The organism is Chryseobacterium sp. BIGb0232 (assembly GCF_024810195.1).
Lineage (GTDB): Bacteria > Bacteroidota > Bacteroidia > Flavobacteriales > Weeksellaceae > Chryseobacterium > Chryseobacterium pennae.
Window position 1 is genome coordinate 118,156 of sequence record NZ_JANUEH010000005.1, and the last position, 17,510, is coordinate 135,665.

Genomic DNA, 17,510 nt, shown 5'->3' on the forward strand with positions numbered 1-17,510 from the left:
AAATGAAAAAAATAAATAAAATCAAATTAATTATGCCTTTAGCGGCATTGGCTCTAAGCTTAAGTGCTGTGTCATGTAATGATTACTTGGATATTAATGAAAGTCCAAATGCAGGGCATATCGAAAACGTTTTACCTGAGCAGGTAATTCCTGGTGCTATCAATGAATTGTTTATTACACAAGGAGGTGAAGGTGGAGGACGTTCCGGTTCAATGATGACTTTTGGAAACGTGATGATGAACAATTGGGCTACAGATGTTTATAATACCGGTGGGGTATATAATGCAGAATATACTCTAGGGGCTGTAAATGACAGTTTTTATAGTAATATTTGGAATAGAATTTATCTGTACGCTGCTAATCTTAAGTTAGTAGAAGATTATCCTAACGCTGATCATGCTCAGGATAATTATGTAGCGATCGCTAAAATTGCAAAAGCTTTCTATATGCAATACATTGTTGATTTATATGGAGATGCTCCGTATACTGAAGCTTTTTTACGTTCGGCTAATACTACTCCTAAATATGATGATGATAAAGAGATCTATAAGGCTTTGATTGGTGAACTTGAAGCTGCGAATGCTTTGATTGACCTGAAGCATCCTGATGCTAAAGCAGCTACTACTGATCCAATCTTTGGGGGAGTTATGAATAATTGGAAAGCATTTTCAAATACTATTAAGTTAAGAATGCTTTTAAGAATGTCTAATATGACAGGGGATATGGCAACTTACAGAGATCAGAAACTTGCTGCTCTGTCTGGAGCTCCATTTATTAAGGATAATGTTATTAATAATCCAGGATATTCTTCAGCTAACAATGCTAGAATGAGCCCTTTTCTAAGTTCTTATAAAACAACAGCGTCTGGTTCTGCTGCATCTACCTATATTTGTGCATCTGAGCATATTGCGAATTGTTTGAATGGAAATCTTATGAACTCTACTGAAGCTTATTATACTAAATTTAATGGGATTATAGATCCTAGAAGATTTAGATTATTTACATCAGTAACTTATAATACTGTTCCACAGGTGAAAGGGATCAGACAAGGAGCGAATGCAGGGCAGCCTGGTGCTCCGATTGATAACAAATCTTTATCTGCTTTGGCGCTTGGTAATTTTGTTGGATCAGCAACGGTAACTACTGTAGGACAACTTATTACTGCAGGAAATGCCAGGGGGGGGATTGTAATGTCTCTGGCTGAAAGTGAATTTTTACAGGCCGAGGCTGCTGTAAGGTATCCGTCATTATTTGGAGGAGCTCAAGGACACTTTGATGCAGGTATTGATGCGTCAGCTAAATGGCTGGGAGCTGCTGATATGACTGCTTATAAAGCAACAATTGCTACAAGACCAGGGCTTGGTCTTATGGGGTCTACGAATCAACAAATTGAAGGTATTATGACTCAGAAGTGGTTAGCTTTAACTAATGTTAACCCAACAGAGATGTTTATTGAGTATACTAGAACAGGGTATCCTGTAACTCCAATGGCTGTAACAAGCTCACAAGCGAACAGACCATTGAGGTTATTCTATCCTAATTCTGAATATGGTGCAAACGCTAACAACGTACCTAAGGTAACCACTGCTCAGATGTTTACTAAGAATCAGACTACTCCATTCTGGAATCAGAACTAATTCTATAAATTTTAATATATTTTTTGAAGGCTGCCCTTTTGGGTAGCCTTTTTTGATTCATTAGAGGAAACGATCTTCATAAAAATGTTTATTGGACTATGAAAAAAATACCGCTAAATGGGTGTGGGCGTAAAATTTTATTTTTATAAAATTCTGTAAAATACCCCAATTTTAAAAAAAATAAATCTGTTTTTTTTTAAAAGGTTTCATCTATGCTTTTGTTTTTTTAATTTATTTGTACTAAAGTCTTTTTTATTGTTTGCACGACGTTTTTAACAAAATTTTAAATAAAAAAAAAGATATGCATAACATTGTTTGTTTGTAGTAAGTATTGATTTTATTTTTCTTTAATTTATTTATTATATTGTAATACAGTGTTTTAAACATTATTTTGTTAATTTTATATATAGAGAATATCAATGAATTATCTAATTGGTATATATGGAAAAATAGTAATTAATTTTTTTTTAATTTTCGTTAAAAAGAATGATTTTAACGTATTTTAATAATTTATTGTTTGTTAATTTTTTGAATATTTAAAATATTGTTATTTTTTTTGAATTTTCCTTTGTGCTTTTAAGAAAGTTTTACAAATTTGTACGGATATAAAATTAATTTGATATGAAGAAACTAACTACGAGTCTACTTGTTGTGGTTTTGTCTTCATCTGTTGCAATTGTAAATGCACAGCAGAAGAAAAACGATACTGCTACACAGACTAAGGAAATTGAGGGTGTAGTGGTGACAGCACTCGGTATTAAGAGAGAAAAAAAAGCTCTTGGATACGCATCTCAAGAAATCAAAGGGGACCTTATTTCTGATGCAGGGCAGACGAATGCTGTAAGTGCATTATCAGGAAATGTTGCGGGGGTTCAGGTTACTGCTCCATCTTCTATGGGGGGGTCTACAAGAATTACAATGAGGGGGATCAGTTCTGTAACTGGTGAAAACCGTCCGTTAATTGTAGTTGACGGAGTTCCTTTGGATAACTCAAACGTTAACAATGAGGATACTCAAAGAGGAGCTGGAGGTAGAGATTATGGTGATGCTACATTTGATATCAACCCTGATGATATTGAAAGTGTAACAGTTTTAAAAGGAGGACCGGCCGCTGCCTTATACGGATATAGAGCTGGAAATGGTGCTATTATTTATACTACAAAATCAGCCAAGAAAGGAAGAACAGAAGTTCAGTTCAATACCGGTGTTGCTTTTGAATCTATCTACATAAGACCAAAATTACAAAACTTATATGGAGGTGGTTCAGAATTGGCTCTGCAAACTCAGAAAATTGATGGGGTAACTTACAATCTTCCTGAATTTGGAACAGATGAAAGCTGGGGTCCTAAATATGACCCGAATTTATACTATTTAGGCTGGGATTCTTTTGATCCTGAGTTTCCTGACCAATATATGAAGCTGAAACAATGGGTTGCTCCTAGAAAAGATGTTGATGACTTCTTTAGAGTTGGAACGACTTATACCAATAACATTTCTGTTGCTAAATCATTTGAAAATACGAATGTAAGATTATCTTATACCAATACAAAAATTAACGGTATTGTACCAAATTCAGAAATTAAGAAAGATAATTTCAGCTTAAATGTGAGCTCTAAATTATCTGACAACTTAAAAGCTGATGCACTCTTTAACTATGTTCATACTGCTGGTTTCAACAGACCTGAACAAGGGTATGGAGATAATTCAGTAGCACAGAAGTTTTATCAGTGGGGACAGAGACAGCTTGATTTTGCAGAACTTCAACGTTATAAATTACCATCAAATGGAATGCAAAGATCATGGAACAGAACATCATGGGATGATGGTACTCCTAATTTCTCTGACAACCCTTACTGGACTATCTATGAAAATACTTCAGATGACAACAGACATAGATTCTATGGAAATGCAGGGTTAACATATAATTTCTCTAAGAAAGTATATGTTTCCGGTAAAGTATATGGAGATACGTATTCACAAACCATCACTTCGAGAGTAGCTATTGGATCGGCTGCACAATCTCAGTATAACGTTAGAAAAAGTAATAACTCTGAATTCAACTATGAAGGAAGACTACACTATAATGATAATTTCGGAGATTTCAGTTTAAATACCTTTGCAGGATTTAACATTATGGACCGTAAGTGGGATATCATGGAAGGTAAATCTGTTGGGGGATTAATTATTCCTAATTTATATAACTTATCTAACAGTAGAGAAGTTCCAAAAGCAAGCAATGCATCTTATCACTTGGGGGTACGCAGTTTATTTGCGTCAGTTTCTTTGGGGTATAAAGATTTCTTATTCTTAGAGGCTACAGGTAGAAATGACTGGTTCTCCATGCTAAATGAAGATCAGTTCTATCCTTCCGTAACAGGTAGCTTTGTGTTCTCCAAAGTTCTTAAAGCAGACTGGATCTCTTTTGGAAAGGTGAGAGCAGGATGGTCAAGAATTGCAGGAGGTTCTGATCCTTTTATCAGAGGAACTTTTGCAACTATAGGGAATTCATTCTGGGGAAGCCCTACTTATTCTATGCCTGTTATTAAAGGAGAGCCAAACCTTAAACCTGAGGTCAAGACTACTAAGGAAATTGGTTTAGAAATGAACTTCTTTAAAAATAGAATTGGATTTGATGTTACTTATTATGATGTGAAAAGTACTGACCTGATCCTTCCGTTACCAATTGATCCTGCAACCGGATTTGGAAACAGAAGAATCAATGCCGGAGAGATGACCAACAAAGGTATCGAAGCTATGGTAAATATTACTCCTATAAGAACTGATGACTTCTCTTGGGATTTTACATGGAACTTTACGAGAAACAGAAACAAGCTTGTAGAATTACAGGGAACTCTTGAAAATTATATCCTGACTAATGCTCCGTTCAGAGTACAGTTAGCTGCTCAGGTTGGATATTCATACGGTACAATCCTGGGAACTGATTTTGTATATGATGCCAATGGAAATAAGGTAGTAAATGAAAATGGTGTTTATAAGGCATCCGAAATTAAGTCTTTAGGTTCAATACTTCCTGATTACAATATGGGATTCAGAAACTCATTCAAATATAAAAGTTTTGGACTATCATTCCTGATTGATGTTCAACAGGGTGGTAAATATTTCTCAACAACTCATATGTGGGGAATGAATAATGGTATGCTTGAAGAAACAGCTCTTGGAGGAAACAGAGAAGCTGGTATGATTCTTCCGGGTGTTAAAGAAAATGGTGCTCCTAACGATATTCTATTAGATGCTCCAACATGGGGGAAATCATATTATAACACTGTTGATGCACAGAATGTTTTTGATGCAAGTTACATTAAGTTAAGAGATATTACTTTATCTTATGATTTACCAAAATCATTTATAGGTAATTCTATTCAAGGTATCAGAGTATCTGCATTTGCAAGAAACCTTTTTGCTTGGAATCTTGCCTTCAAGGGAGTTGATCCGGAAAATACTTCTTATGGATCAGGTAATATTCAAGGGTTAGAAGGTGGTTCTTTACCATCTACAAGGATGTACGGAGTTAATGTGAATTTTAAATTTTAAATTACAATGAAAAAAATATTTTCAATAATAGCAGTAGCAGGTTTATCTTTAGCGCTTAACAGCTGTTCAGATAAACTAGATGAAATTGATGTCAATCCGAATTCTACAGAGAATCCTCTGCCGACCGGATTATTCAATAGTGGGAATAAAGAATATATGGACTATACAAGAGATGGGTGGGTATCAGGAAGAATGATGTTACCATTTGTTCAGTATTCTGCTCAAAGACAATATACTGAAGAGGACAGATATCAGTACAGACTTACTACGGGAACTCAATTGTGGGCAAGAAGCTACTACGTAGCACAGGATTATAAGAAAATTATTGATTATAATACCGATCCGGCTACTAAAGTTAAGATGCTTGCCTATGGAACTAATGAAAACCAGATTGCAGCGGCAAGAATTATGTTATCTTATGTGTTCGCTAACTTGGCAGATGCTTTTGGAGATATTCCTTATTGGTCTTATGGTAATAAAGATGCTGATTTCCAGGCATTAAATGTTGATGCAACATTACAGCCTAAATTTGCTACACAGCAAAAAGTATATACAGATGTCTTAAAAGAGCTTAAGGAAGCTTCAGAAATGCTTGATCTTTCTACAACAACCGTTTTCTCTGAAGGTGATCAATTGTTTAAAAGTCCTGCTAAGCTTAAGAAATTTGCAAACTCATTAAGATTGAGAATTGCAACCCGAGTAAAAGGAGTTGTTCCGGGAGCAGAGGCACATATTGCAGATGCTATCGCTTCAGGAGTAATGACCTCTAATGAGGATACTGTGGGCTTAACTTATGAAAGCAACCTGGTTAATCCATCACCATTCTTTTCAACTTACATTGACAGATCTGATTTTGCTGTTTCAAAACCTTTTGTTCAGTTGCTTAAAGGAGAATCTGGAGTTTTTGGGGTAGATCCTAGAATTTTTAAATATGCAGCTCCAATAACTGTGTCCGCAAGTGATATCAGAGCAGGTACAATGACTGAAGCTACAGATATTAGCCAAATCCAGGGAATGCCTTATGGTGTGCCATCTACATTGACATCAAGTCAGGCGGGTACAACAAGTTACTTTGGTAAAAATATTCTAAAACCTGGCGCTACCGAAATATTCATGGAATATGCAGAAGTAGAGTTTTTATTATCAGAAGCGAATGGCTGGGCACAAGATCATTACGAAAAAGGAGTGAGAGCTTCTATGCAAAGATGGGGAATTGATGCTGCTAAAATCAACACATTCGTAAGTGCACTTCCTGCAGCTAGTAAGGCTAATGTAATGACGCAAAAGTATATTGCATTATTCATGCAGTCTAATGAAGCCTGGTCAGAATATAGAAGAACCGGATACCCGGATACATTGTTAAAGCCTGGGCAAACAGCTAATCTTAATAAGCCATCTGCAACAGGGCAAACTACTTATACCTTTACCTCGCTTATTGCTGGTTTAACAGATGTACCAACCAGAATTTTCTATCCAACTACCGTGCAGACATTAAATTCAGCGAATTATCAAGCTGCTTCTGCTTCTATTGGAGGAGATAAAATGGATACCAAATTAATTTGGGATAAAAATTAATACACTTAACAACATTCATATTATACCGCCTTCGGGCGGTTTTTTTATTTCATCTATGTATATAAAAAAAGAGGTCTTTAAGACCTCTTTTTTTATCCACCACAATTTACAGATTTCGGTACGCAGGCTCCCCATTCCTGGCATTGCTTGTAGCCATCAGGGCATCTTCCCCATGGTTCGCAGCAAGGAGCATTTCCGGCAGTAATTTTTTTAAGATCTGTTTTTGTGAATTTTTTTAGATTTTTCATAATAAAATTTTGTTTAATTAGTAATGATAAATATATGAAAAATATAGGCAAGGCTTTGGTTTTCAGAGTGATTGTTAAAAAACATATCAAATAATTGAATGTCTTCACTTGCATTATAGACTTGTCTTTTTTATTTCACTAAATTTGTACTTTAAATTTTGAGATGAATATTAAAGATATTATAGAACAAAAACTTTCAGAGGTCATTTTAAATGTATATCAGTTAAAAGACATCAATCTGGAAATTCAGGAAAATAAAACGGAATTTGAAGGTGATTTTACCATCGTTACTTTTCCGTTGGTAAAACAATTGAAGAAGAATCCTGAAAGTATTGGAGTTGAATTAGGAGAAGCTTTAACGGAGCAGACAGATCTTTTTGAAAGCTTTAATGTTGTTAAAGGATTCCTTAATGTTAAAGTTAAAAACCAACTGTTTGTAGATAACTTCAGATCCGTTCATAATGGTTTTTCAACAATAGATAAGAAAAATGCTACTGTAATGGTAGAATATTCTTCACCTAATACCAACAAACCTCTGCACTTAGGGCATATCAGAAATAACCTGTTAGGGTTCTCCGTAGCTCAGATTCTTAAAGAGGCTGGTTACGATGTGATCAAAACCCAGATCATCAATGACAGAGGAATTCATATCTGTAAATCAATGTTGGCTTGGGAAAAATTCGGGAACGGAGAAACCCCTGAAACAACTCATACTAAAGGAGATAAGTTTGTTGGAAACTACTATGTAGAATTTGACAAAAACTATAAGAAAGAAATTTCTGAACTTGTAGGCCAGGGAATAGGAGAAGAGCAGGCTAAAAAAGATGCTCCTATCATAAAAGAAGCTCAAAAGATGCTTTTGGATTGGGAAAATGGCGATGAAACGGTAAGAAATCTTTGGGCAGAAATGAATTCTTGGGTATACAAAGGCTTCAATGATACTTATAAAAGATTAGGCGTTGACTTTGATCAGGTTCAGTATGAAAGCAATACTTATATTTTAGGAAAAGATCTTATCCAGACAGGTTTGGATAAAGGAGTTTTATACCAAAAAGAAGATGGTTCAGTTTGGTGTGACCTTACAGATGAAGGATTAGACCAAAAGCTATTACTACGTTCTGATGGTACTTCAGTTTATATGACCCAGGATTTAGGAACGGCTGTAGAACGTTTTAAACAAAACGATATTCAGAAGCTTATTTATACGGTAGGTAATGAACAGGATTACCACTTCCAGGTTTTATTTAAAATTCTTAAGAAATTAGGATACGAATGGGCAGATCAGTTATTCCACCTTTCTTACGGAATGGTTGAATTACCGGAAGGTAAAATGAAATCCCGTGAAGGAACTGTTGTAGATGCTGATGACCTAATGCAGGAAATGTATGAAACAGCAAAATCTAAAGCACAGGAACTAGGGAAGTTGGAAACTCTTTCTGATGAGGATAAAGAAACATCGTATGAGACGGTTGGTCTTGGAGCACTGAAGTATTTCATGCTGAAAGTGGATCCTAAGAAGAAAATGCTATTCAATCCTGCTGAAAGTATAGACTTTAATGGAAATACAGGGCCGTTTATTCAATATACTTACGCTCGTATTCAGTCATTGTTATCGAAGGCAGAGTTTGCCTATAGAGAAACGGCTGATGTGGTATTGAATCAGTTTGAGAAAGAGCTGATAATGCAATTGGCCAACTTTAAAACAGTAGTGGCTAAATCAGCAGAAACATTAAGTCCTGCTTTAGTAGCAAACTATGTATATGATCTTGTAAAATCTTATAACTCATTTTACCAGAATAATCCGATCCTGAATCAGGATGATGAAAATATGAAACAGTTCCGTCTGAATCTATCAGACCTTACAGCAAAAACGATCAAAAAATCGTTGGAATTGCTGGGAATCGGAACAGTAAACAGAATGTAAAAAGTAAGCCTCCTGAACTTCAGGAGGCTTTTTTTATACTAATAATCTGTAAATTCTAATTTAGAAGCTGCTTGAAATAATAAGATAGACGGAATTTTAAGAATACGAACTGCGTTACCCAATACCGTCATTCACTTTTCTCCTCATGCATCTGTTTCAGACTATCTGCATATAGCTTCGCAGCACTCCATCGGGCATGTTTTGACAATATTACTTTATATCCCTTTTTGTAGGTGTATACTTTAGTGAATTTGGCCCCGAAAAATATGAGCATACAGGAATAGTTAATCCACATCATAATAAGGATTACCGTTCCGGCAGCTCCAAATGCTGAAGTAGGTTTAACTTGGTTGAAATAAAGACTTAGTAAAAATTTTCCCAGGGTAAATAAGGCCGTTGTTAAAAAAGCACCTCTCCAAACAGATTTCCAGGTGATCTGCACATCCGGGAGTACTTTAAACATTAGGGCAAATAAAAGCATGACAAGCCCAAACCCGATTGAAAAATTAACAACCTCAACAAGAAGATAGGTTTCGAATCCAAAATACTGGGTGATGATTGTATTGAAAAGGCTGATTAATGAAGATAGAACCATTGTGATCATAAGCAGGAAGCCAAGAATAAGAATCATTCCCAAAGAGTTGGCTCTATCCAGTAAAAACTTAAGCAGAGCTTTTTTAGGGGCAGATTCTACATCCCAAAGGGAATTCAATGTATGCTGAAGCTGAAAGAATAGGGTAGTGGAACCAAAAACCAATGCTCCTACTCCTATGGCTTTCATAAAGATATTCTTTTTGTCAATTAGAGCTCCGGCGAGCATTCCTTCTATGCTCTTGGCTACATCAGGACCCATAATTCCACTGATTTGAGTACTGATCTGTCCACGGATGGCTTCTTCACCAAAGAAATTTCCCAGCACCCAGATGATAATGATTAATAATCCCGGGATGGAAAATATGGCGTAATAAGCCAGGCTCGCTGAATCTTTGGACGCAGAAGAACTGTTCCATTCAGTAAAGGTTTCTTTTAAAACCTCCCAGAAAAATTTAATATTATTGATCATACTAAAAAGGATATCCGATGGCAATATTTAATACAAGATTGTCTTTCCTCCAGCTTGAATCTCCGAAATTGATTTTGTCGAAGGCCCATCTGTCTCCCTTTTCATAATAAGGTACTCTCAATGGCATGGCTAAATCCAGCCTTAACACTAATATAGAAAAATCCAGCCTTAGACCAACCCCAGCTCCTACAGCAATTTCATTCAGAAAGTCTTTTGAAAACTTAGCACCTGGTCTTAGGGGATCACTATTCAGTAACCAGATATTTCCCGCATCTACAAAGACTGCGGCATTTAAAAATTTATATAAATTAGCGCGGTATTCTGCATTTAATTCCAGCTTAATATCACCGGATTGGTCGAAATAAGTTCCTGGCTTTATCGTTCTTGGGTCAAAGCTTCCAGGTCCTAATGTTCTCGCACGGAAGGCTCTGATGCTGTTACTGCCTCCCGAGAAAAACTGCTTGGAGAAAGGAACAAATTCTGAGTTTCCATATGGATAAGCAATTCCTGCAATAAGCCTTGTAGCCAATGAGGATTTTTCAGTGAATTTATGGTAAAACCTGAAATCATTTTCAATTTTAGCATATTGGCTGAAAGGAATTCCGAAGATCTTTTTTTCCTTATCTTCTTTTACGTTAGCTCCGGTAACCAGGCCTGTGATATTTCCTGCCAGATCAAGGGTTCCTTTATAATAAAAGGTATTCTTTTTTGGCAGCATGGTATTGGTGTAAGTATAAGAATAGGTAGGACCAAAGATAAGCTGCTTTGCAACAATTCTCTTCATTGCCGGATTATCAGCAGAGTTGGCTTCATATTCTGCAGTAACTTTTTCCGGAGATACCAGGGTGATATCAATTACTTTCAGCTCATGTTCTTTTCTGGCATTTTCCTTCCATAAATATCCGAATGAAGCGGTGAAATTATTAAGCGTGTAATATTTTGTCCTGTTCTGGAATTCATATCCCAATGTAATATTCGTTCTCGGAACAAATTCACTGGAAGAATGAAAGCGGAAAGGAGCTACAATTCTCGGAATGGAAAGCTGAACATTGGTTCCTGCACGGAAAATATTATTCGCATCCTGAGCACCTCCCATCTGGAAATCAAAAGCTCCATAGATAGATGCTTTAAATTGTTCCGCTCCCCTGAAGAAATTTCTATGGGTCCAGTTCAGATTAAGTTCACTCCCTGCATAGTTGGCAGAATTGGTTCTTCCCAAGGCTTCAAGCCTTAAAGATTGAATCTGTCTGGGAGTCAATAAATAATATGCATCAAACTTATGACTCAAAGAATCCGAAGTTACAAATTCATTTTTCACAAATTTGAATACTCCTAAACTGATTAGTCGGTTCAGGGTAAGATTGTGATTGGAACGGTTGTAAAGATCCCCTTTTTTAAAATATAAAGCTCTGTCGAAGATCTTCGGCTTGAATTTATGCTGCGGATCAATCACATAAATATCATCAAATGCATACTTGCTCAGAGAATCACTGTTCATCGGAACGCTGTATTTTCCTGCTTTTACATCCTGAATATTATAGTTAGGGAATACAATTACCTTATCAATACTGAATTGTTGGGTAGACAGAGCCGGAGTGTTCTCTTTCAGTTTTACATTCAGCTCAACTTTATGATTTTTGTTGACTGTACTGTCTGCCTGTACAATGATATTATCCGGATGGAAATAATAAAACCCTCTTTCCTTTAAATTATTATCAATTCTTTCCCTTTCTGCTTTAATAACATCCAGATCAAATGGTCTTCCGTTTTTAAGAAGCGTCTTCCCTGCTACATTCTGAATTTCCTGATTAACAAGAGTAGAATCTTTCTGAAACTTCACCCCATCAACCAAATACCTGGCGCCGGGCTTTAAGGTATAAATTACTTTCGCCTTTTTATTTTTTGAAACCGTATCATACGTTGCTTTTGCATTGAAATATCCTTTATTTTCAGAATAATTTTCAATGATGTCTTTATTGAATTCGCGGTCCACATCCCCTAATAATACAGGTTTTTCCCCCATTTTATATTTAAGCCAGTAATTGAAGCCTTTATCTTTTTTAGGTTCTTTGGCAATATTGTAGAAATAGAGCTTAGGGCGCATTCCTAAAAATGTAGAATTCGGTTTAGGAGTAAGATTGGCTTCCAATGCAGCCTGAAGGTCCTTTTTTTCTTTTTTGGAAATAGTGTCATTCTCAATCTTTACTTCAGCACCTGTATAAAGCATCTGGTTTTCTTTCAAAAACCTGGTGTTACTACAGGAAACTACAGCCGAAGCAATTCCGGAAACCAACAGATATTTACAATATGTATGAAATGTATTATTCATTATTTAAATTCTACCACTTGATTGTTTTGATTCTTTTTAGGCTTTTTCTCTTTAGATTTCTGGAAAATCTCGCGGAACTTGTCATAATCCAGCGTGATGATAAATCCAACTCCGGTTTCTATGATTTGCCCCTGAAGAGCTACTTGATATTCATCCTTACGATAAGCCCGCAACATATACCTTCCATCTTTGGAAAGGCTGTAATCTACAGAAACATTTCCTGCAATATTCGTCATGTTTTCATTCTGACGGGCTTGCCCTTCCAATCCGAAGTTACTTCCTACCGTTACTTTCAGCCTGTCATTCAGTAATTTTTTGCTGATATCCACATTGAGATCAGTTCTGGTATTTTTCTGTCCGGTGGAATAATCTTCCGAAGAATCCAATCCAAAGTTAAGATCTACTCCTTTGATCAGTCCGGATGCCAGATTGTTTAACTGTTGAGAAAGAATTTTACTTACACTCTGTCTTGCCATTGTTTCAGCAGACATTCCTGCGCCGCTTTCAAACGGATTTTCCCCGATGAAACGGTTCAGAAGCAATAGTGCAAATACTTGTTTATTCAATTCAGATTCCTGGGTTCTAAGCTGAGCCAGTTTCTGATCAATGACATCCTTTACATTGGATGATACCGCATTGTTTTTCTCTTCTGTGGTAATATCGAAAGTCAGCTGCGGTTTCAGTAATTCACCTTTCATTTTTAACAGTGTATTGAAAGGTATTCTCTGCTTATACTGATTCATGGTGGCAGCACTTTCATTACCAATCTGCTGTTCTACGAGATCAATGGGAGCAGCTTCAGTTTTATATACTGCTGTAATATCCATGATCGCTGTCGTTGGTTCTCCTGTCCAGGTTATGGTGCTTCCTTTCTGGATATCAAACTTACGCTTCAGGAAACTCACTGAAAGATCATAGCTTCCTTTGTTCACTTCATAAACTCCTACCAATGTAGTTTTTCCTGAAGGATCAATACCCCCCGTTAATTCAGCTTCTCCCTGAAGCTGGACGAAATCCCCGTTGGCTTTATCTATGACAATGGATAGTTTTGCTTCTTTGCTTACTTCAATATTAACGCTTACATCCATTCCTTTGATGCGGCTTTGAGTATCCAGCGAATCTGTCTTGATTGTTTTATTTAAAACTACCTGATCCTGATCCACAAATTCTACAATGCCATCTCTTTCCTGTAAAGAAGGATTAGATTGAGGAAGAACAAACGTGAAATCTGTATTATCTGCAACACTCAGTCTTCCATCTACTTTTGGTAAATCCAGATTTCCTCGGATACGGAGACCGGCATCAATCGCAAGAATACCATACATCATGGCATCGTTTGATTTCTGTGAGTTAACCACTTTGAAATCCTTGGCGTTTACATTAAGATTGAATGCGAAATCTCTGTAGGTTTGGGTAAGAACTTGCCCATCTACAATCAGAGCATTCCCGTCCTTATCTTTGATTTTAAATTTATTAAATTCTATACCACGGTTGGTGAAATCAATCTCATCATTCAGTTTTCTGAAATCACTTCCTGTTTTTGCAATTTCCAGTCCTGCATCATTGAATTTTACTTTTCCGAGAATATTCGGCTGATCTGTTGTTCCGGTAATTTTCAGGTTCCCGGAAAGGTAGCCTTCCGTATTGGTAATTGCATTCATAGAGAAACCTTGAATACTCTTCATCTGAAGTTGGTTGATGGCCATATTCAGGTCAAAAGAACTTGAAGCAGTATTGTAATCTCCAAGAATTCTTACATCATTATTGTTTCCGGAAAGGGCAATGTCAGCATTTAAAAGTTTCGGTGAAGAATTATTTACTTTTACTGCCAGGTTTCCGACAGGACTTCCATAGACAATAAGATTGGAAACATTTAGATCAGAGGTGAAAGTCATATCTTTCATTACATCTCTAAGCTGGGCTGTTCCGTTAATTGTTCCTCTGGCCAGAACTGTATCTTTTTTAATCAATTCTGTAACAGTTTCGATTTTAAAATCTTTTAAGGCTATGTTCAAAGGGCTACTTGGGATTTCACTTTCCGACTGAATGGAAATCTCGCTTCCACCATTACTTAATCTGAAATTATCCGCTAAAATTCCTTTTTTGCTGATCTGAATTTTATTGTTCTCAGCCACGTTCCAATCCGCATAATTTAGTTTTAAACCATTTGGATTCAGGGAAACCTCTGTAATGTCATTCAATGATTTTGCATTTCCTGCAATCAGGAATTGAGTGGCGTCTTTATCATCTTTTGTGGTGATATTGTAGTTGATCGTATTGTCAGCAACATCCCCATCAATATTGATTTTTTTCAATGAAAAGCTCGAACTTTTTAAAGCGGCAACATTCAGACTGTATTGTAATGCCTGATTTTCATTAGTGACTTTTAATGTTCCTTTTTCAATCGTATTTTCACCATACAGCAATTGAGGAATCTGGCCGTCAATTTCAATTTTTTGAGAATCGGCATCATAGTTTCCTGCCAAATTAATGGTTTCAAAACTTTTCAGATCCGGAACAAATTTTCTGATCAGATCATCATTCTTAATCTTTGCAGTAAAGTTGAAATGCTGGCCTGGATCAATTTTTTGAGACTTATCCGGTTTCTGGAACTGATAATACTGATTAATAGTTTGGGTTAAGGCACCGAAAATCTGTGTAAGTTTGTATTTTCCTTTCAGTTCAACATCTGCAATCTGAGAATTGAAAATAATCTGTGTAGAATCTTTAGTAGATAAAGTTTTCAGATTCACTTCCTGTACCGGATACACTTCTTTGGTATCAGAAAAAGCGAAATCTTTAAGGTTTAAATAACCGTTCAGATTATTCGGATCAAGGCTGGTAAAGTCACCATCTATTTTTCCGGCAAGAATCATTGGTTTTTCATAGAAACCGAGTTTGTTGACATCCAGTTTGATAACTTCACCATTGACCTTAACGGTTGGATTTTTTTCATCATAGACTCCTGAAGCGGTTAGCAATAAGCTGGCGTTAGGATCTTTTGAATTTAAAACAACATGGTAAGCCCCTTTATTGATCTTACCGGTTAAGTCCATGTTCTGATAGCGGTAGCTTTTGTAAGTGGCAGAAGCTACATGTCCTTTTACATTGGCATTGGCATTTTTGAAATCAAAACTCTCTCCTTTAGCAGAAATTTGAGCTGTGACAGGACCAATATCTTTATTCTGGATGATCTTTCCAACCTGTATTCCCTGAAGATTGGCTTTCACATCATATAATTCATGATTTTTTCTACGCATATCCACATTGGCAACAATGGCTGCATTTCCAAGGGTAGAATAGAGGTTAAGGTCTGTATTGACTATTTTTGTTGTTCCCTTTGCCGTTCCTTTAATGCTGAAATTTGACGGAAGAGAGATATTCGATGGAATCGTATTTTTTGGAACTAAATTGAAAATCGTTTTAGCGTTGGAAGAAAATTCCCCAATTCTCAGATCGTAATACAGCTGATCAGGATTCATAGCATTTTTCACTCTTCCGGATGCATTTACTCTTAACTGGTCCAGTCCTGTGACTTTAAGATCCTGAATTAAAAGATCATTTATGCTTCCTTTTACATTGGCATTGACATTCAGAATTGCATTTGGATACTTATTGAAAGGAACTGTATTTTTTAAAGTAGGAACAAGATTTAAAATATCAGAAAACCCGATTTTTGAATCTTTGATATTCGCGGAAATTTTCACAGCCCCTAAATTTGAAGACAGTTCGTCAATGGAATTATAATTTAAAATAACCTCATCACGCAACACTGTTTTTGGAGTTTGCAGGTATAAACTCTTCAGATAAGCTTCTTTTTCAGCATAGACAAAATCTGTATTGAATTTCTGGATATCCAAGCCTCTTGCTTCCTGAATTTCTGCGGAATTAACCGTTCCTGCAAAAGTATTGTTCTCCATTTTGAAACTTCTCACCTCAACATTCATTTTAGAGAAATTCAGGTGATTGAAATCTATACCTTGTTTGGTTGGAGCAATGGCGGTGTTATTATAGGCAACTTTTACATCATTTAAAACCAGCTTTCCTAACAGAAGATTCATCGCTTTATCCTTTTCGGAAGCTTTTGAAACTTCAGGTTCTTTTTTATTTTTCGGATTGGCATTTTGAGCCGGAAGATAAAGGTTGGCATTGATATCAGCTCCGGAAAGGAATATATTGCCAATGTTGAAAGCATTATTCTCAAGATCAAGTTTATTGACCTTCGTACTTAGTTCTTTAAATAGAACTTTAGCGTATGTCTTGGTATTTTCATCACCATAGTCAATATTGAAGTGAGTAAGTTTGATTCCTCTTAAGCCAATATTCATCGGCTTTTTCTCATTAAGGGAGTCTACTTTTTTCTCCACCTTTTTAGAAACTTCTTCTACAATACCTTGTTTGAGTTTTAATTTTAATCCATCAAGATTAATATCATTGACCGCGTAGGCATTTTTATTGAGATCGAATTTCTTTACTCTGGTATCAAAAGATTTAAAATAAAGATTAATATCATTCTTCGATTGTTGATCATTGAAGGTAACCCCAACATCTTTTAAATTGATTTTATCAAGAGAAATAATGAAGGGTTTGGAAGAGCTTTCTTCTTTATCAGTGGTTGCAAAAGCATCTATGATATAATCAAAATTGAATTTGCCATCCGGTTTTCTTACAACATTGGCGCGGGCTCCTTCCATATCTACAGAGGTAATGTCCGCTGTAGAGTTGATAAGCTTCAGCATCTGTAAGCCTACATCAAGTTTTTTTACAGCTAATAGAGTATCTACATCCTGCCCTTTGAGATAGAGATTTTCCATGACAAGACTGTTGGGGAATCCAATATAGACTCTTTCCAGGCTTACTTTGGTGTTGATTTTTTTCTCCAGGTAAACAATCAATCGGTCTTTGATGAAGTTTTGAACGGCTGGAAGTCTTAAGCTTAGGATCAACAGGGTAAGCAAAACCAATATTGAAATAAAGGTTATTGCAATACGCCTTAGTAGTTTGGTAGTGTTGATTTTCAGTTTCAAAAGTGAGAAGGTTTCTAACAAAGATAATAATACTATTTTATTCAGTCTTTGTTGTGGTATCCCTTATGAATGCAAAAATCCTGCCTTGGCTGCCTTATTATGGAATTTTTAGTTGTGTAGTTGTCAAGTGAATAGTTGAGTAAGACGAGCCAAGG

8 protein-coding genes are annotated in these 17,510 nt (G+C 36.1%); 4 read left to right on the forward strand and 4 right to left on the reverse strand.

Translation table 11 applies throughout. From position 1 onward, the window contains the following. Window positions 1-2: 2 nt before the first annotated feature. From M2372_RS13800 to M2372_RS13810, 3 genes are all read left to right on the forward strand, one after another. Window positions 3-1,637 carry a SusD/RagB family nutrient-binding outer membrane lipoprotein gene (locus tag M2372_RS13800; protein WP_123320746.1) on the forward strand — a complete coding sequence of 545 codons (1,635 nt, stop codon included), beginning with the start codon at window positions 3-5 and terminating at the stop codon, window positions 1,635-1,637. Window positions 1,638-2,258: 621 nt separating this feature from the next. Further along, window positions 2,259-5,189 carry a SusC/RagA family TonB-linked outer membrane protein gene (locus M2372_RS13805; protein ID WP_123320745.1) on the forward strand — a complete coding sequence of 977 codons (2,931 nt, stop codon included), beginning with the start codon at window positions 2,259-2,261 and terminating at the stop codon, window positions 5,187-5,189. A 6-nt stretch (window positions 5,190-5,195) separates the two neighbouring features. Beyond that, window positions 5,196-6,764, forward strand: a complete 1,569-nt coding sequence (locus M2372_RS13810; RefSeq protein WP_123320744.1) for a SusD/RagB family nutrient-binding outer membrane lipoprotein — start codon at window positions 5,196-5,198, stop codon at window positions 6,762-6,764. Between the two features lie 92 nt (window positions 6,765-6,856). Here the strand turns inward: M2372_RS13810 and M2372_RS13815 are convergent, their stop codons facing one another. After that, a complete protein-coding gene (locus tag M2372_RS13815) occupies window positions 6,857-7,012 on the reverse strand; it encodes a hypothetical protein (protein ID WP_164464442.1) in 156 nt (51 codons plus the stop codon). A gap of 163 nt (window positions 7,013-7,175) precedes the next feature. On the opposite strand from M2372_RS13815, the gene argS reads away from it, so the two are divergent. Further along, a complete protein-coding gene (gene argS / locus M2372_RS13820; protein WP_123320743.1) occupies window positions 7,176-8,936 on the forward strand; it encodes an arginine--tRNA ligase in 1,761 nt (586 codons plus the stop codon). 127 nt (window positions 8,937-9,063) lie between these two features. Here the strand turns inward: argS and M2372_RS13825 are convergent, their stop codons facing one another. From M2372_RS13825 to M2372_RS13835, 3 genes are read right to left on the reverse strand one after another with little or no spacing between them, the layout of a single operon-like run. Continuing rightward, complete coding sequence (locus M2372_RS13825; protein WP_115970402.1) at window positions 9,064-9,999, reverse strand: YihY/virulence factor BrkB family protein; 936 nt, start codon at window positions 9,997-9,999, stop codon at window positions 9,064-9,066. Window position 10,000: 1 nt separating this feature from the next. Then, complete coding sequence (locus M2372_RS13830; RefSeq protein ID WP_123320742.1) at window positions 10,001-12,328, reverse strand: BamA/TamA family outer membrane protein; 2,328 nt, start codon at window positions 12,326-12,328, stop codon at window positions 10,001-10,003. Then, on the reverse strand, window positions 12,328-17,355 hold the full coding sequence (locus M2372_RS13835; RefSeq protein WP_123320741.1) for a translocation/assembly module TamB: 5,028 nt from the start codon (window positions 17,353-17,355) through the stop codon (window positions 12,328-12,330). The genes M2372_RS13830 and M2372_RS13835 overlap by 1 nt, the downstream gene beginning before the upstream one ends. Between the last annotated feature and the right edge of the window lie 155 nt (window positions 17,356-17,510).